General features: G+C 35.4%; 18 protein-coding genes and 2 other annotated features. Of the genes, 13 read left to right on the top strand and 5 right to left on the bottom strand.

The window, feature by feature from the left end; translation table 11 throughout:
* Positions 1–115: 115 nt before the first annotated feature.
* From HMPREF9402_RS05690 to HMPREF9402_RS05665, 6 genes are all read left to right on the top strand, one after another.
* A complete protein-coding gene (locus tag HMPREF9402_RS05690; RefSeq protein WP_009606810.1) occupies positions 116–991 on the top strand; it encodes a helix-turn-helix domain-containing protein in 876 nt (291 codons plus the stop codon).
* A 285-nt stretch (positions 992–1,276) separates the two neighbouring features.
* Positions 1,277–2,377, top strand: coding sequence for an ABC transporter ATP-binding protein (locus HMPREF9402_RS05685; protein ID WP_006784131.1), 1,101 nt, complete (start codon positions 1,277–1,279; stop codon positions 2,375–2,377).
* Between the two features lie 193 nt (positions 2,378–2,570).
* Positions 2,571–2,783 (top strand) — a binding site (T-box leader).
* A 101-nt stretch (positions 2,784–2,884) separates the two neighbouring features.
* Positions 2,885–3,100, top strand: a binding site (T-box leader).
* 87 nt (positions 3,101–3,187) lie between these two features.
* On the top strand, positions 3,188–4,018 hold the full coding sequence (locus tag HMPREF9402_RS05680; protein WP_006784132.1) for a transporter substrate-binding domain-containing protein: 831 nt from the start codon (positions 3,188–3,190) through the stop codon (positions 4,016–4,018).
* 26 nt (positions 4,019–4,044) lie between these two features.
* The gene (locus tag HMPREF9402_RS05675) at positions 4,045–4,707 is read left to right on the top strand and encodes an amino acid ABC transporter permease (RefSeq protein ID WP_009606836.1); all 663 of its coding nucleotides are present in this window, start codon (positions 4,045–4,047) and stop codon (positions 4,705–4,707) included.
* The gene (locus HMPREF9402_RS05670) at positions 4,700–5,422 is read left to right on the top strand and encodes an amino acid ABC transporter ATP-binding protein (protein WP_009606816.1); all 723 of its coding nucleotides are present in this window, start codon (positions 4,700–4,702) and stop codon (positions 5,420–5,422) included. The genes HMPREF9402_RS05675 and HMPREF9402_RS05670 overlap by 8 nt, the downstream gene beginning before the upstream one ends.
* A gap of 10 nt (positions 5,423–5,432) precedes the next feature.
* On the top strand, positions 5,433–7,106 hold the full coding sequence (locus HMPREF9402_RS05665) for a M14 family metallopeptidase (RefSeq protein ID WP_009606831.1): 1,674 nt from the start codon (positions 5,433–5,435) through the stop codon (positions 7,104–7,106).
* Between the two features lie 38 nt (positions 7,107–7,144).
* Here HMPREF9402_RS05665 and HMPREF9402_RS05660 read toward each other — a convergent pair whose 3' ends face one another.
* The 3 genes from HMPREF9402_RS05660 to HMPREF9402_RS05650 all read right to left on the bottom strand — a co-directional run bounded on the left by HMPREF9402_RS05660 (position 7,145) and on the right by HMPREF9402_RS05650 (position 11,426).
* Positions 7,145–8,125, bottom strand: coding sequence for a LacI family DNA-binding transcriptional regulator (locus HMPREF9402_RS05660; RefSeq protein ID WP_238526649.1), 981 nt, complete (start codon positions 8,123–8,125; stop codon positions 7,145–7,147).
* 94 nt (positions 8,126–8,219) lie between these two features.
* Positions 8,220–9,551 (bottom strand): MATE family efflux transporter, encoded by a 1,332-nt coding sequence (locus HMPREF9402_RS05655; protein ID WP_006784137.1) that lies wholly within the window; start codon positions 9,549–9,551, stop codon positions 8,220–8,222.
* 24 nt (positions 9,552–9,575) lie between these two features.
* Complete coding sequence (locus tag HMPREF9402_RS05650) at positions 9,576–11,426, bottom strand: glycoside hydrolase family 13 protein (protein WP_006784138.1); 1,851 nt, start codon at positions 11,424–11,426, stop codon at positions 9,576–9,578.
* Between the two features lie 259 nt (positions 11,427–11,685).
* On the opposite strand from HMPREF9402_RS05650, the gene yunB reads away from it, so the two are divergent.
* From yunB to HMPREF9402_RS05635, 3 genes are all read left to right on the top strand, one after another.
* Positions 11,686–12,528, top strand: coding sequence for a sporulation protein YunB (yunB, locus tag HMPREF9402_RS05645; RefSeq protein WP_006784139.1), 843 nt, complete (start codon positions 11,686–11,688; stop codon positions 12,526–12,528).
* A 110-nt stretch (positions 12,529–12,638) separates the two neighbouring features.
* Positions 12,639–12,935, top strand: coding sequence for a YutD family protein (locus tag HMPREF9402_RS05640; protein WP_006784140.1), 297 nt, complete (start codon positions 12,639–12,641; stop codon positions 12,933–12,935).
* Between the two features lie 29 nt (positions 12,936–12,964).
* Entirely contained in the window at positions 12,965–13,723 is a 759-nt protein-coding gene (locus HMPREF9402_RS05635; protein ID WP_006784141.1) for a TIGR01457 family HAD-type hydrolase, read from the top strand.
* 23 nt (positions 13,724–13,746) lie between these two features.
* Here HMPREF9402_RS05635 and dapF read toward each other — a convergent pair whose 3' ends face one another.
* Positions 13,747–14,580, bottom strand: a complete 834-nt coding sequence (gene dapF, locus HMPREF9402_RS05630; RefSeq protein WP_009606832.1) for a diaminopimelate epimerase — start codon at positions 14,578–14,580, stop codon at positions 13,747–13,749.
* 82 nt (positions 14,581–14,662) lie between these two features.
* Here dapF and HMPREF9402_RS05625 point away from each other — a divergent pair, with 82 nt between their 5' ends.
* Complete coding sequence (locus tag HMPREF9402_RS05625; RefSeq protein ID WP_006784143.1) at positions 14,663–14,899, top strand: NifU family protein; 237 nt, start codon at positions 14,663–14,665, stop codon at positions 14,897–14,899.
* A gap of 58 nt (positions 14,900–14,957) precedes the next feature.
* Here the strand turns inward: HMPREF9402_RS05625 and HMPREF9402_RS05620 are convergent, their stop codons facing one another.
* The gene (locus HMPREF9402_RS05620; RefSeq protein ID WP_006784144.1) at positions 14,958–15,878 is read right to left on the bottom strand and encodes a hypothetical protein; all 921 of its coding nucleotides are present in this window, start codon (positions 15,876–15,878) and stop codon (positions 14,958–14,960) included.
* A 91-nt stretch (positions 15,879–15,969) separates the two neighbouring features.
* On the opposite strand from HMPREF9402_RS05620, the gene HMPREF9402_RS05615 reads away from it, so the two are divergent.
* The 3 genes from HMPREF9402_RS05615 to HMPREF9402_RS05605 all read left to right on the top strand — a co-directional run bounded on the left by HMPREF9402_RS05615 (position 15,970) and on the right by HMPREF9402_RS05605 (position 18,037).
* A complete protein-coding gene (locus HMPREF9402_RS05615) occupies positions 15,970–16,473 on the top strand; it encodes a phosphatidylglycerophosphatase A family protein (protein ID WP_006784145.1) in 504 nt (167 codons plus the stop codon).
* 28 nt (positions 16,474–16,501) lie between these two features.
* Positions 16,502–16,966, top strand: a complete 465-nt coding sequence (locus HMPREF9402_RS05610) for a divergent PAP2 family protein (protein ID WP_006784146.1) — start codon at positions 16,502–16,504, stop codon at positions 16,964–16,966.
* 81 nt (positions 16,967–17,047) lie between these two features.
* On the top strand, positions 17,048–18,037 hold the full coding sequence (locus HMPREF9402_RS05605) for an NAD(P)/FAD-dependent oxidoreductase (RefSeq protein ID WP_009606809.1): 990 nt from the start codon (positions 17,048–17,050) through the stop codon (positions 18,035–18,037).
* The last annotated feature ends 9 nt before the right edge of the window (positions 18,038–18,046 follow it).

Here is an 18,046-nt window from a genome sequence, read left to right as displayed (position 1 = left end):
TAAGTTTCTAGTAAATCTTTTTTAATACCCTCATCCGTTAAACTGCTATTTTATAGGAATTTAAAAAATGATATACTTACTGTATATATTATGAGGGGAAGGGTGAGGGTGTCATATGCTTTTACAATTAAAACAATTATACGGGGAACAATGTATCATTGATGAAATTCCAGACTATCCAAATGACTATTATTGGTATAAAGATGATCAAAATCACCTCATCGGTATCAAAAAAGGGATCTCAAAACAAGAGAAAAAATTACTAGGGGTTATGCTTGAAGAGGTTGTAGGCGTTGATTTCAATCAACAAATCAAATTATTGTGGCTAGAATTACTGTTACACAATAAAAAAAGTTTACTAGACATGATTCAAAAAGACGGAAATGAAATTAGATTCATCTTCTTTGCCCACCATTTTGATGGTGATACTAAACTAGAGTTTGATGAACTTATCAAAGAATTAAATGAAAAATGTATTGTCCTCTTTTTAAGCCGTGAGTTTGGTGTCATTATCGATTTTCAAACAAAAGAAGAACATAATCTAGAAGAACTCGCACAAGCGATTCAACAAGACTTCTATCACAACATTAATTTTTATCAATCAGACTGTTATTTAGTTGATTCAAACATTTCGCAGGCCTTTTTGAATGAATATGAACTTTATAAAAAATATCGAAATACGACTAAGTTGACGGTTAGTTCACACGATTTACTATTACAATATATGATTCAAAATTTAAATCTATACGAAGGCTATTCTCATTTTGTCGAGAAGTTTAACAAAATCCCCTATGACTTATTAGAAGTTGCTAAAGTTTATATGGAAAACAACTTTAATATATCCGTTGGTGCCAAGATGATCTATATGCATCGCAATACGTTCATGAACAAACTTGAACGATTTATCCAATTAAGTGGACTCAATATTAAAGAATTCCATGATGCTTTGATTGCCTATGTCATCATTAATCAAATGGAAAAAAACACTTAAACTGTCATCTTGTATGACGGTTTTTTTCATCAAATTTGGAGTAGATGAGAAGCTTTTAGTTGTCTAGAATCCCGTTGATGTCATAGATCATAGAATCGAGATTTAATAGTGTGTTCGACGACATCAAGGAATAGCTTAGCTTTTAATTTGCGATGTAAAATTAAAGGTTTAGAGCCCCTTATACACTTTGCACAATTTATGTATGCGTTTTATGTGCAGTTTGTTTATTGATAAAAAATCGTTTTCATTCTATAATTTAACTATCACATGAGGGAGGAATTAAAAATGGCTGAAATTAAATTAAAAAATATTTACAAAATCTATGAGAACAATCCAAATCCATCGGTAACTGACTTCAATTTAGATATCGCGGACCGCGAATTTATCGTATTCGTTGGACCATCTGGATGTGGGAAATCTACTACTTTACGTATGATCGCAGGGTTAGAAGAAATTTCTAAAGGGGAATTCTATATTGATGGTGTGTTAATGAATGACGTAGCACCAAAAGATCGTGATATCGCGATGGTATTCCAATCTTACGCGTTATATCCACATATGAATGTATATGATAACATGGCATTCGGATTAAAATTACGTAAAATTCCTAAAGATGAAATCGACCGTCGAGTTAAAGATGCTGCTCGAATCTTAGGTCTTGAACAATATTTAGATCGTAAACCAAAGGCGTTATCAGGGGGACAACGTCAACGTGTTGCTTTAGGGCGTGCAATCGTTCGTGATGCAAAAGTATTCTTAATGGATGAGCCATTATCAAACTTAGATGCTAAATTACGTGTTGCCATGCGTTCAGAAATCATTAAATTACATGAGCGTTTAGCAACAACTACTATCTACGTAACACATGACCAAACAGAAGCGATGACAATGGCGTCTCGTATCGTTGTTATGAAAGACGGAGTTATCCAACAAATCGGTTCTCCAAAAGAAATCTACGATAACCCAGCAACTGTATTCGTTGGAGGATTCATCGGTTCACCTGCTATGAACTTCATCCACGGTAAAGTAGCTAACGGATATTTCGTAGCTGACAACCAAAAATTCCGTATTCCTGAAGGAAAATACAATATGTTAAAACAAAAAGGATACGATAATAAAGAAATCATCTTCGGTATTCGTCCAGAAGATATTCATGATGAGCCAATCGTAACTGATACTTACGAAGAAGCAAAATATATTGCTGAAATCGAAGTTGCTGAGTTACTTGGACATGAATCAATCCTTTACACTAATTTAGCGGGACAACAATTAGTTGCTAAAGTAGATGCTCGTTCAGATATCCGTATGGGAGATAAATTAGAAGTTGCTTTAGATATGAACAAATGTCACTTCTTCGATGTTGACACTGAAAAAGCTATTCGTTAATCGAAGTTTAAAAAATAATATATACACACACTTTAAAGCTGTATCTTGAATAAGATACAGCTTTTTTTGTCTCTTCATCCTAAATCTAATCGGACTTTTAAAGGATTGAAAATATCTTCTGATAGAATGAAGTTTTGATTAGAAAATGGTGGGAGAATTTGATTGATTTATCTTGTACATTATTATTAACTTAAAATAATCAATGATCAAGAGAGTAGAAGTAGAGCATATCTAACAGCGAGTAGGGGGATGAGAGCCTAAAAGTGATTCTATTTTGAAGCGCACTTGTGAGAGTTTATCTGAACTAAGAGTAGGATAAGACGCCTACCTGCGTTAAGGGTTAGAGGGAAACATATTTTGTTATATGTTTAACTGGAGTGGTACCGCGGTCTTAATCGTCTCTAGAATTAATAGTCTAGAGGCGTTTTTTTATTTTATTAATAAAACAACAAATGGAAATATTTGGTTGACAAACAGAGGTGAATCCTGTATGTTAGTAATAACTTAAAAAAATCGATGATCAAGAGAGTAAGGGTAGAGGGAACTTAACAGCGAGTAGGGAATGGTGAAAGCCTACAGGAACATCTATTCTGAAGCGCACTTGTGAGAGCTTATCTGAACCAAAAAGTAGGATAAGACGCCTGCCTGCGTTAAAGGTTAAAGGGAAACATATTTTGTTATATGTTTAACTGGAGTGGTACCGCGGTCTTAATCGTCTCTAGAATTAATAGTCTAGAGACGATTTTTTTTATTCTTCAAGGGCCCTGAAGATAAAAAAACAAAAAGATGAACTTAAGGGAGAGATGAACAATGAAAAAAATGATTAAAGGTTTAGTCTTTATAGGAATATGCTTATCAGTACTGGGTGGATGTGCACAAAGTTCAAATGAAACGAGTCGATTCGATAAAATAAAAGAAACTAAAAAAATAACCATGGCGACAAGCCCAGATTATGCACCTTATGAATTTATTGATCCAACAAAGTCAGGATCGGAACAATATGTAGGAGCAGACATTGAACTTGGAAAATATATCGCACAAAAATTAGGTGTTGAATTAGAATTGAAGATTATGGATTTTAGTGCTGTTTTAGCTGCCATTAGTGAGGGAAAAGCTGATATGGCGATTTCAGGACTAGGATATAAGCCTGAACGTGCAGAAGCAATGGAGTTTAGTGAGGCCTATAATACATCTGAAGATGGAGACGGTGATGGATTTTTAATTCGTGCAGAAGATGTCGAAAAATATAAAACATTAGAAGATTTTAATGGAGTTAGTATTGCAGCTCAAAGTGCTTCATTACAAGAAGGATATGTTAAAGACCAATTACCAAATGCCCAAATTAATACCATTGCCTCTCTTTCAGATGGTGTCTTACGTGTTCAAAGTGGAAAGTCAGACGCGTTAGCTATCTCATATTCAACAGGAGAGCAGTATGTGAACGCCAATAAAGATTTAGTCATGAGTTCTGTCTTGTTTGAAGGAAATGATTCAGAAGGAACCATGATTGGAATTGTTAAAGGGGAAACAGAATTAGTCGAAGCCATCAATGAAATCATCCAAGAGGTAAAAGAACAAGGATTATATCAACAATGGGAAGAGGCGTATATAGCCTATGCTAAAAGCTTAGGAATTGAATAAGACGCATTAAGGAGGAGTGTGAGAACATGGTTCAAGATATGATTAAAATTTTAGATCAGTACTGGTATGTCTTTTCAGAAGGGCTAGGGGGAACGTTAAGTCTAGCTGCTATCACGGTTTTCTTTGGAATGATTTTCGGGGCAGTTCTTGCCATCATTAAGTTATCAAAATCAAAAATTGTTCAATTCATTTCAACCGCTTATATCGAAATTATTAGGGGAACACCTTTACTGTTACAACTTTATTTCTTTTGGTTATTTTTGCCGAAATACTTACCATTTGAAATCTCAGATTGGACTTGTATTGTCATTGCCTTAGTTATTAACAGCAGTGCCTATGTTGCCGAAATTATCCGTGCCGGAATTCAAGCGGTTGACAAAGGACAGATGGAGGCTGCTAAAAGTCTTGGAATGAGTGATGTCCATATGATGACTCGCATCATCTTCCCACAAGCCGTTAAAAATATTTTACCAGCGCTTGGGAATGAATTTATCATGATGGTCAAAGAAACATCACTCGCATCAGTCTTCTTTATCAACGATTTAATGACCTCGTATCAAATGATAAAATCGGCCACATTCAAACCGATTGCACCACTTATGATTACCGCGGTCATCTATTTTATTGTCACATTTAGCTTATCAAAAGTAGTTAAAGCGATGGAAGGGAGATTGAGTGTCAGTGATTAAAGTTGAAAAATTAAGTAAATCATTTGGAGATTTAAAAGTATTAGATGAAATTACCGAAGAAATTCATCAAGGGGAAGTGGTATCCATCATAGGTCCGAGCGGCAGTGGAAAAAGTACATTTTTACGTTGCTTAAATCTACTTGAAAAGCCGAGTAGTGGGCGCGTTATCTTTGAAGGAACCGATATAACAGATAAAAAAGTAAACATCGATTTACACCGTCAAAAAATTGGGATGGTCTTTCAACATTTTAACGTCTTTCCTCATTTAACTGTCCTTGAAAATATTACGATTACGCCAAGGCTTGAAAAGAAAGTTCCAAAAGCAGAAATTGAAGCCAAAGCATTAGGATTATTAAAAAAAGTTGGGCTTGAAGAAAAAGCAAATGAATACCCACGAAAATTATCAGGGGGACAAAAACAACGTCTAGCAATTGTTCGTGCCCTTGCGATGGACCCAGATGTCATTTTATTTGATGAACCAACGAGTGCACTCGATCCTGAGATGGTAAAAGAAGTCCTTGAGGTGATTAAAGATTTAGCCGTGAATGGAATGACGATTGTCATTGTGACGCATGAGATGGGATTTGCTAAACAAATTAGTGATCGTGTGCTATTTATGGATGGGGGCAATATTTGCGAACAAGGAACGCCACAGCAAATTTTTGATAACCCACAACATCCACGTACGCAAGCCTTTTTAAGTAAAGTGCTATAGGGGGGATTTAATGTTAACGACGTTTAAATATGATCATTATTATTTATATGATGAATTAAAAGATTGTCTTAAGATATTACAAGATAAATATCCTCATTTAATGAGTGTCGAATCCATTTGTGAAACAGATGAACAAAAACAAGTCTTTGCCGTGACGCTCACGAATCAAAACACAGGGGCGCCACATACGAAGCCTGCCTTTTATATGGATGGTAATCATCATGCAGGTGAAGTAACAGGTTCCATGGCCGCGATGCATACGATTGATTATCTAGTGAAAAATGAAAGCCCATTACTAAATGATTATACGGTATATGTTATTCCACGTATGTCACCAGATGGAGCGGAAGCCTATTTAACCAGTGCAGAGAAACTTCGCTCAGTGAATCGAAATTATCCGTATGAGGAAAAAGAAGCGGGATTGCATCCTAGTGATCTAGATGGTGATGGTGTCATTCGTTTAATGCGTGTTAAATCACCGTATGGTGCTTGGAAAATTTCAAGTGATGATTCACGAATCATGATTAAGCGCCAGCCGGATGAGGTGAATGGAGATTTTTATAACGTTTATCCTGAAGGGGAAATTGTTGGATTTGATGGGATCAATATTAAACTAGCTAAAAATAAATGGGGGCTTGATTTTAATCGAAATTATCCATTTGGATGGTTCCCAGATGCCCGTCAACCGGGTTCAGGGAAATATCCACTTTCAAATCCTGAAAATAAAGCGGTGGCTGACTTTATTATTAACCATTCGAATATTAGCTTAGCTTCAACGCTTCATACGAGTGGAGGAATGATTATCTATCCACCTGGGATACATCCTGAAAAAAAAGCTCATCCCTTTGATATGAAGTTATATAAAACGATTGGAAAAATGGGAACAGATGAAACAACGTATCCATGCTACAACATTTTTGATGCTTTCTTGACAGATACTGTTAATTATTCATCAGGTGCCTTTGATGATTGGTGCTACTTTACCCAAGGAATTTTAACTTATACCGTTGAACTATGGGATATGAAAAAGCACGCCGGAATTTCCCATACTTGGCCACGCATTGCCCATCAAGAGGTTGAAAAAGAGCTGGAAGATTATAAAAAGCAACTGGCGTGGATTGATACGAATGTTTCAAAAGAAGCAGGATTTAAGGAATGGACAAAGATTAATCATCCGCAACTCGGTGAAGTTGAAATAGGTGGATGTGATTTCAAATATACGATGCAAAACTGTCCGCCACATCTACTTCAGACCGAGATAGAAAACAACACCAAATTTATGTTGCGTCAAATTGCGACGCTTCCAAAATTAGTTTTTGCATCTGTAGAGGTGATTCAAGTAGCTCCCAATCTTTATCAAATGGAAGTCGTTGTTTCAAATCAAGGCTATCTTCCAACCTATGTTTGTGAACAAGCTAAAACGGTGAAAGTTGATCAACCAGTCACTGTTTCATGTGTTGGAGAAGTTAAATTGATAAACAGTGAAGAAACTCAGACCATCGGCCATCTAGAAGGATTTTCAGGAATTAAAACAGAGTATAGCTATGATGGAATTCAGACCGAGAATCATGCCCCTATTTTGAAAAAAGTAACGTGGTTGATTCAAGCTAAGACAGGGACCACCGTTACCTTAATAGCTACTCAACCTAAAGCAGGACGAATTGAAAAAAGCATGTCCTTATAGAATAAAAAATACCGTGAAGCAGCGCCTCACGGTATTTTTTATTTTGTTGACTCACGTTCGATGAGTTCAACAGGTAATGTAATATGTAATTGTTCAATCGGTTCCTTTTTAATTAACTTAAATAAGGTTTCAGCAGCGATTTCTCCCATTGATTGAATCGGTTGGGCAATAGTTGTAATCGTTGGATCGGTAAATTCACAGATGCTGATGTTATCATATCCAACAATTTGAACATCTTCTGGGACTGAACGTCCTAATTTTTTTAAACAACGCATCGCACGCGCTGCAATGATGTCACTTCCAGCAAAGATTCCATCAATTTGAGGATGCGTAATTAAAAATTTATAAATTTCTGAGGTATTATCTGTTGAAAAATCAAGCTCTACCGTATGGACACGAATATAGGGATCACGGTTCATCGTCTCTAAAAAGCCATTACAACGTTCATTCGCAGGTGCAACTGTTGATGGACCTCGGAATTGAACGATATTTTTACATCCGAGTGACATGAGTCGATTGGCTGCTAAAATTCCTCCCATATAATTATCGGCTGTAACAGATGGGATATCTTTACTGATAATACGATCCAGTGCGACAATTGGAATATCTAAATTAGTATAAGAAGCGATATCCGGTGAATTTGAGCATAAAATTAGACCATCAATTTTATTGGTTGAGAATATTTGTAAATATTCTTTTTCACGATCAATACTCTCCTTTGAAGTACATAGCATTGTTTTATAGCCATGATGTAAAATAACCTCTTCCATCCCTGAAATCATGTCGTTGAAAAATTCATTCTTTAAATCAGGAATAATAACTCCAATAATTTTTGATGATTTTCGATAAAGTGAACGGGCAATTTCATTTGGAACGTAATTTAATTCTTCGATTGCCTTCATTACAAGCTCTTTTGTATGTTCATTAACGTAACCTTTACTATTAATAACACGAGAAACGGTCGCGACTGATACATTCGCAAGCTTTGCTACGTCTTTAATATTTGCCAAATTTGCCACCCCTAAAACTATTTATGTAATCGTTAACCTATCCCTTAATTATAAAGACGTGAGCTGTTAATGTCAATCATCGTCTCGATGTAAAACGCTAAAATTAGGAAATAAACGACTTATTTACCCATTTTTGGGACTTCCAACGAATGGTGAAGACCAGTCCTCGGAAACACTCATCCACTGCAAATGCAATCCAAATACCAGCTAATCCAAGACCAAACCAAATCCCAAGAACATAAGCGACTGGAATACAAATGACCCACATCCCAACAATCCCTAAAATAAATGGATAATTAATATCTCCCGCTGCTTTTAAAGCATTCGTTAAGACAAGATTTGTTGCACGACCAATTTCTAAGAATACATTAATTAATAAAAGCGTGTGTCCAAGACTTAGAATATTTGCATCACTTGTAAAAATTCCAAATAAAAAATCACTGCCTAAGTAACAAATAATTGAAAGTCCAAGTGAGACGGATACGGCTAATCTCTGCGTTTTAAATGTCTGATGCGAAACCTCATCTGTTTTTTTCTCACCAATCAAATAGCCTACTAACACTTGATTTCCTTGAGCAATTGCTAAACTGAATAAATAAACAAACATCGAAATATTCCCCGTATAAACACGCGTTGTAATCGCTAGTGTTCCAAGCATGGAAACAAAGGAAATAATAATGACTTGTGATGTTGAATAAGCAAGTTGTTCAAGAGCTGATGGGACTCCGATTTTTAAAATATTTTTAACATCTTGAAGTGGCCAAGATTTGAAGAAGTGTGTTGAAAATTTGAACTCAATTTTACGATAAATAATCACAGCAATCAAGACAACCGTTACGAATCGACTAAATACCGTTGAAATAGCGACTCCAACCGGTCCTAGTTCTTTGACCCCAAACAATCCATAGATAAATAGGGCATTCCCACAAATATTAATCAGATTGGCAATTAACGTAATAATCATGGAATGTTTCGTATACCCAAAGCTTCGTAAGATGCCACTTAAGACCGGTTGAATGGCCATTAAAAATAAAAAGCTTCCAATAATTTTCGTATAATTAAGCGTTATATCCATAATTTCAAGTGGCGTATTCATGAATGTTAAAATATATTTTGAACACGTAATCATCACAACACTTAAAATAATACCAATCAAAAAGTTGGCCCCAATCGAAACGATTGAGACCTCGCATGCCTTCGTTTGATTTTTGGCTCCTAAATTTTGTGATACTAAGATAATCGTTCCCGCTGCCACAAAGTTGAACATCACCCCAATCAAGTTAATGACTTGATTCGACATTCCAACAGCGGCTACTGCATTATCCGAATAGGCGCTTAACATGAAGGTATCGACCATTCCCATAAGCATGAACAGTGTCAACTCAATGAAAATAGGCCACGATAATTGAAATAATGATTTTTTTTCAAATGACATAACTTTCCCCCCTAAAGCCAGTTACTATTTAACTGGCACTAATAATAGGGCAGAAAGAGGTGCTATTTTTACCCTATTTTTAATGATCATTTCCTCATCAGTCATAAGGTTACGATACATTTGATTCATCGTAGTTGGAACACTAACTGATTTTGCCTCATCTTGATTATTTAAAATCACATAGATTTCTTCGTCTTTGAAAACTTTTTTGAAGATGATCACATTCTCTTTATCATTTGTTTCAATCCACTGTAATTCATGAGAACGCATCGCCGGATAGTTTTTACGAATGCGAATTAATTGTTTTAAATAATCATACATTTCACGATCTTGTTTTTCTTCATCCCAAATCATACAACGACGGCATAGTGGATCCGCTCCACCATCTAAACCAATTTCGCCACCATAATAAATACAAGGTGAACCGGTTTGTGTCATTTGGAAGGTATAAGCTAATAACGCTTTTGCTTTATTACCTTCGCAAGTCGTTAATAAACGCGTTGTATCGTGACTATCTAGTAAATTAAAAGCCACTTCATTTACATTGTGAGCGTAGTCTGTATAAATCTTATTAATCGCTACTTTAAACTCAGATGGCTTCATTCGATCTTTTGCAATAAACTCGAGCATCGCGTCTGTTAATGGATAATTCATAACGGCATCAAATTGATCACCATTTAACCAAGGTTGAGAATCATGCCAAATCTCACCTAAGATATAGACATCATCCTTGATTTCACGAACCGCTTTTCTAAATTCACGCCAGAATGCATGATCGACTTCATTAGACACATCTAAACGCCATCCATCAATGTCAAATTCACGAACCCAATAACGCCCAACTTCTAAGAAATAATCTAACACTTCTGGATTTTCTGTATTTAACTTTGGCATATTCTCACAAAATGCGAAAGCATCATAATTTAATCCATTAGGTTGTAAAATTTCATCAAAATCTTCTTCAATTAATGGGAACTTACGAATATGGAACCAGTCTTTGTATTCTGATTTTTCACCATTTTTCACAACATCTTGCCATTGTGGGAAATTCCAACCGCAGTGATTGAAGACAGCATCTAACATAATACGAATCCCACGGGCATGTGCTAACTCAACAAATTGTTTGAATAATTCTTTTGTTCCAAATTGAGGATCAATTTCAAAGTAATCTTCCGTATCATATTTGTGAGTTGATGGTGATTTAAAAATCGGGCAGAAGTAGATTCCTGTAATTCCTAAATCCTCAATATGATCTAAGTGATCGATAATTCCTTGAATATCGCCTCCAAAGAACGTATCGTATTTTGGATCAACAGATCCCCATTCGACTACATTTTTAGGATCAATTGAAGCATCTCCATTTGCAAAACGTTCAGGGAAGATTTGATACCATACGGTTTCTTTTACCCAAGCAGGAGCATTGAAAACATCAATACCATTTAAGAATGGGAAGCAGAAGAAGTTTCCTAAGTTTTCAAAGTGTGTTTTTTCCTCAGTCATATCTGAATCTTTTGCTTTATTAGTTAAATTAACAATTTTCTTTTCCCCAAATAAAATTTGTTCTTTATCTGACTCTAAAACGAAAGCATAACGCATACGTCTAAACTCTGGGCTGACAGCCGCAATCCAATAATCAAATAATTCAGTTGATGCTTCTTTTTTCATTTCAACGGTTTTTGACATCCAACCACTAGCACCTTCAGCGTTTAAGTTTCCGCCACCACCACCAGCAACCCAGTGATAAGGATCTCCGAAAATAACCTCTGCGCGTTCTACTTCATCTTTAGCCGTACGAATACGAAGGTGAATGGTCTTTTTATCGTATGCGTAAGCATAGTTTTGTTTTGGTCGATGATAAATTGCATGATAGTTCATTAAAATTTCACTCCTTTTTATTATAAAACTGTTCAATGTTATCCCCTCAATTGAATATATATTTAATAATCATTGAATTCAGTTATTAAATCGCATCCATTTTATTGGCTACGTTTTCATTATGCCACCTTAGCAATTGAATTTCAATGAGTTTTTGAAACGTTTCACCTGTGTAACCGGTTTTCTAAATTGGAAACAATAAAATTCAGGAAGTGACAATTAACGACACAATGAACTAAGGGAGGAAAAGAAGTAAAATATGAGGCGACGTCGAAGAAGAAAACGATATTATATTAATCTAAAAAAATGGAGAAGAATAGGCATCGCGGTTTTAGTTGGATGGGGAATTTATGTTAGTTTAACCTTTATGTATCAGAATCTATATCCCGTTGTCATGACTTATGCGAAGGCTCAAACGACAAATATCGCCACCTTAATTATTAAGGAAGGCATTGCGCAAAGCGAACTCGTCAACTTCAAAATAGATGAAGTCATTAAATTTAAAGAAAATGATGAGGGACTCGTCAGTAGCATCATCGTCAATACACCTGTTTTGAATCGCTTGCTCGTTTCAACTACCCAGCAAATAGAAGAGAAATTACTGCTCGTGGAGAGTGGTGACTTAACTGAACTTGGTTTGGATGCTATCTATGGGGGACCTTATGAAGATGGCGTCTTGATTAATATTCCATGGGCGGCGGCCTTTAATTTGTCGCTGTTTCATGATATTGGTCCAAGTTTTCCGGTGAGTGTTAAGCTAAATGGAAGTACTGTAACTGACATTGTAACAGAAGTTAAACCATACGGAATCAATAATGCCTTACTTGAAATTTTATTAAAAGTAGATGTCAAATTAGAGGTCTTATTACCGTTTAAATCGGATGAAGTCACTGTCTCAGTTTCAAGTCCACTGGTATTAAAAATGATTACGGGACAAACACCACAATACTATTACATTGGAAATAGTTCGGCATCACCAATGAATCCAATTTCGGGTAGTACAGATACTTCATCTAGCAACTCAAATACGCAAACACCAGTACCAAATCCATCACCTGAACAAAGTGTAGCAGAGGGAATGGAAAACCTTTTATTAGAATAACCTAACAAAAGCCGTATTTTTAAACTGAAAAAATACGGCTTCTGACATAAAAATTAACTTTAATCATGATTTATGATAAAATAACTATTAATAGACTAGGAGGTAGTGAGGTGAAAAAAGTGAGCCGATATCGTTATAAATTAGTGAAATCCCATCTAGTGGAATTTGAAGAAGAATTATTTTATCAAAAATTAACTGAAATTTTAGAAAAATACGATGTAATTGTGGGGGATTTTTCAGGAGGCCAATTACGTTTAAAAGGCTTCTATTATAACGAGCGCAAAAATGTTCCACTGGAATTAAAATGTATCACGATTCCAGAATATTTAACAGAATATTGCGTTTATGGATGCCCCTATTATGTATTAGAAAAAATCACCGTTCAACCTGAAACTGCAACTGAATAATAAATGAGATAGACAACGAGGAAGATAGCATGTATAAAGGATATTTAATCGACTTAGATGGAACAGCTTACCGAGGATGTGAGGTCATAAACGAAACGTTACAATTTGTAAAAAAACTTCATGAAAAGCAAATTCCGTATTTATTTTTAACAAATAACAGTTCTAAAACACCAGACATGGTGGCAGACGTCTTACAAAAACATGGTTATCCTGTCACAAAAGAGCAGATTTACACACCATCTATGGCAACGGCTCAATATATTTATGAGCAAAATCCAAATGCCAAGGTTTATATGATTGGTGAAATTGGTCTTGAAACAGCTTTGCTTGAAAAAGGACTGACGTTAACATCTGAGCAACCAGACTATGTTGTTATTGGACTTGATCGTGACATTAACTATGAAAAGTATGGATTAGCTTGTCTTGGAATTCGACAAGGGGCAACCTTCATTTCAACGAATGGCGATGTTGCCATTCCAACTGAGCGTGGATTGATGCCAGGTAATGGTGCCTTAACATCTGTTATTACCGTTTCTACGGGTGTTGATCCTATTTTTATTGGGAAGCCAGAGCGTATCATCATGGAAAAAGCCCTTGAGATGATTAAGGTTCCAAGGCAAGAAGTGGCCATGATTGGTGATAACTATTTTACAGACATTTTAGCTGGAATTAATGCTAATATTCCAACCATCTATATTGAAGGGGGCGTTTCACTTCGTGAAGAAGTCATGAGTTACGACGCTAAGCCAACCCATATTTTAAAAGACCTATCAGAATTTAATATTTAAAAAAAGGCCCAAGGGCCTTTTTTTTAGTCTTCATCAAAATAAGTTCCACAGCAGACCTTCGTTGTTTTTCCTGATGTCAAAAGATGATCGTTTAAATCCCACTTAACTTCTAAAATTCCACCAGGTAAGTACACCTTGATGATTTCATTAGGAAGCACTTGTCGTCTAACAACGGCACTCGCAACCGCAGCAGCCGTATTCGTTCCACACGCGCCTGTAAAACCAGCTCCACGCTCATAAGTTGTTAATTTTAATTCGTGATCATTTATGACAGTTAACATTCCAACATTGACATCGTAACGCTTTGATAAGCGCCCCATTTCCTCGTAAAAGGTATGATGATCTTCATCCGTGTATATAATAAAATGAGGATTTCCCATCGAAATCATATCCACCATCCAAATGCCGAATGATGTTTCAATTTCTTTACAATACTTTGTGACATCACTTTTAAGGCTCAGTGGTTCATAAGGTTCAGTTAACATATGTGCAAGTCCTAAGTCTACTGTGATGACATCTTTATCATGTGTTAACGTGGAAATATTAGCATCTGTTTCGACTAAGATTTGATCTTGATTAAAACGGTCAATTTCCATTAAATATCGACCTATGAGCCGTAATCCATTTCCGCATGTTTTAGCTCTAGATCCATCTTTATTATAAATCATCATTTTTACATCTGCTATATCAGAGGGGGTTAAAATGATGATACCGTCCGATAAAATTCCGGTACTTGCATCCGTTATTTTAAGTGCTAATTGTGACCAGTCCATATTACTTTTAGGTTGTTCTAGCAGGTTGATAATGAGGTAGTTATTACCTAGTGTAGATAGCTTAGTAAAAAAAAAGGTAGCCAAATTGATTCCTCCTTAAGTATATCTGTTTACTTTTTCACTTACCCGTTTTATAATTTAACTAATTCATAATGAGGTGATAGCAGTGAACGAAACAGAAAAACAAATCGTTGAGATTCTTGAAAAGTTAAGACCCTATTTACAACGTGATGGTGGCGATGTTGAATACATTAAATTTGAAGATGGAATCGTTTATGTTCGAATGCTAGGAGCATGTGTTGGATGTGCTTCAATGGATTCAACATTAAAAGATGGAATTGAGCAAATTTTATTAGAAGAAGTTCCTGGTGTTATCGGCGTTGAAAATGTAGATGAATTTTAATTCAATATAAAAAAGAGGTCCTCTATTATTCTTATTCAATAGGGGCCTCTTTTTTACATTAATTTGAATATTTTGCTTCACGTTGCACCCATTCTGGTACCCTTAGTTCGATGAGTGTACTTTGGTAAACCTCATAAGGAAGTTGATAGAGAAGTTTACTATATTGCATGGCTTGCTCATATAAGGCCGGAACATCAATTTCTTCATCGGCTCTTAGGTTATACAGGGCGTCATAAAACTGAGTCGGAAAATAAAGCCGTGCATAAAGAAGTTGCCATTCTTCTTTAGTCAATGGATTAACCTGATTTATAATTTGAACAAAGGTACGAACTTGATTCAAATCGAGATTCATTAAGTAAAGATGACGAATATATTCGCAATAGCATCTTGCCTTATTATCAAGTGTCACTAACTGTGGAGAAAAAAATTCATATTTATAGGTTGTCGGTGTGAGACGCATATGGCAAAGCGAAACCAAATATTCTGTTGTTGCGATTTCATTTATAAAAGTATAAGCTTGCTCATTTAAATGAATATAATACGTAGCTAAATCAAAAAATAAAGAGCGATTCTCAGGTGGTAGCTGATCAATTAAAACATTTAGTTGTTCTTCATGAAGTTGTGTTTTGGCTAACCACCTTTGCTTTAATTCGCTCGCTAATGGATAGGGTTTAGGATAAATGACAGGAATATTCAATGTTTTAATATCGACATATTCATGTAAGGGTGTCATAGATTCTAAGACATAGTAATGCTGATTTTCAAATAGAACAGTCGTTGTATTTTCTTTAGAGAGTAGCACACGTTGAGTTGAACTATATTGTAAAAGTTGTAGAAGATGGAAAAAAACTGTATTCTTCTCTTTTCCAACTGATATAATATATATATATCGGTCACCAAAGTTTGTATAATAGATATCATTCAACTGTTCTAAATGATCGATATGGAGTTGATAGTACCAATTAATTAGCTCCTTCATTCGAATCATCCTCTAATTTTAAGATAGGTATCTAATCTATATCTATGCTAGTGTGATATATAAATATGATAATTGAAGGGATGAAAATAAAATGGATCAAAAACAATTAACAGATTTAACTATTCAAAGAATTAAAGATAGAGGCGTTACATTAGAACAAATTGCAGAGCTTACACACTTTTTACAAGTCTCTTACTGTAAAGAATTAACATTAGAAGAATGTCTTGAAAATGTTAAGGCTGTTTTAGGAAAACGTGAAGTTCAAAACGCTGTTTTAACAGGAATTCGTCTAGATGAATTAGCAGAGATGAAATTATTAGAAGGACCGCTACAAGAAATGGTTGATACAGATTACTCCTTGTACGGAATTGATGAAATTTTAGCCTTCTCTATTTTAAATGTCTATGGTTCAATTGGTTTTACTAATTATGGATATATTGATAAATTAAAACCAGGTATTTTAGGAGAAATTGATGCTAAGGGAAAAGGTGAAGGATGTTGTCAAACATTTATGGATGATTTAATAGGAGCGATTGCAGCGGCAGCGGCTAGTCGTATCGCGCATCGTCGGGTAGGAAAAGCTGAAGTTGAATAATCAATTGGTTTAGAGGGGAGAGATTATTGTGTGGTTCAATTATGCACTCGAAGCAGCCATATTAGCTAATTTATTGGCACAAATCGTCAAAGTACCAATTCGTGTTCTTACAAAAAAAGAATGGAGTCCACGCTTATTAATCTCAACAGGTGGTATGCCAAGTTCACATTCAGCATTTGTGTCTGCCTTAGCAACGGCAGTTGGAGTGACAGACGGTATACATTCCACAACATTTGCTATCTCATTTTGTTTTGCAGCCGTGGTTATTTTTGATGCCATGGGAATTCGTCGCCATGCGGGTCAACATGCTGCTATGTTAAATCAGTTATTAGATGATTTAATGAAAAATGGTGATTTTTCAATTTTTCAAAATCCAAGTTACCAAAAAAGATTCAAAGAGTTACTGGGACATGAGCCTCTTGAAACATTTGCGGGAACATTATTTGGGATTTTTATTGCTTTTGTATACGCTATGATGATAGGTATTATTTAATAAAATAATTTGTATAAAAGTTGTTTGTGACACAACTTTTAGTTATAATTTAAGTACGATTTTAAAAGAGAGGTGAATCAGATGGCAGAACAAATTTTTGATTTAACAATTATCGGTGGAGGACCGGTTGGAATTTATGGAGCCTTTTATGCTGGGATGCATGGAATGAGCATTAAAATTATAGATGCACTTCCTGAGCTTGGGGGGCAATTAGCGGCATTATATCCTGAAAAATACATCTATGATTTACCAGGTCATCCTAAAATTAAAGCAGGAGAAATGGTAGAACAATTATTAACTCAGATGAATCAATACCAAGATAAAATTGATATTGTAACAAACACGACAGTAGAAACAGTTGAAAAATTAGAAGATGGAACATTTAAAATTTGTACGAATCAAGAGTGCCATTATTCACGCTCTGTGATTATCACAGCTGGAAACGGAGCCTTTACACCACGTCAATTAGATGTACCAAATGCAGATGATTTTAATAATATTCATTATTTTGTTTCAAGTATGGATCGTTTTAAAGGGAAAGATGTCATCATTTTTGGTGGTGGCGATTCGGCAGTAGATTGGGCCTTAATGCTTGAGGGTGTTGCAAAAACAGTAAAAATTGTACACCGTCGTGATGATTTTAGAGCCCATGCTGCTAGTGTTGATCGATTAAAATCATCTACGGTTGAGATTTTAACGCCATATGTTGCAAAAAGTTTACAAGGTGAAAATAATCAAGTAACTGCTGTTGAGTTAACAAACTTGACAACAAATGCAACAGAAAAAGTAAATGCAAATGAAGTCATTGTTTTATTTGGATTTATTTCGTCACTTGGACCAATTAAAGATTGGGATTTAGAACTTGATAAAAATGCTTTATGTGTTAATCATCGTCAGCAGACAAGTGTTTCAGGAATTTATGCAGCGGGAGATGCTTGTACGTTCGATGGAAAAATTAAAATGATTACCACTGGATTTGGCGAAATGGTAGTTGCTATTAATGCTGCTATTCAATATGCTTATCCAGAAAAAGTTCATCGTCATAAACATAGCTCAGCTCTTGTTAAATAAAAAAAACGT

Source organism: Turicibacter sp. HGF1 (assembly GCF_000191865.1).
In the GTDB taxonomy this organism is placed as follows: Bacteria; Bacillota_I; Bacilli_A; order MOL361; family Turicibacteraceae; genus Turicibacter; species Turicibacter sanguinis.
Note: the sequence above shows the minus strand (reverse complement) of the source record. Positions and strands in the feature narration are given on the sequence as shown.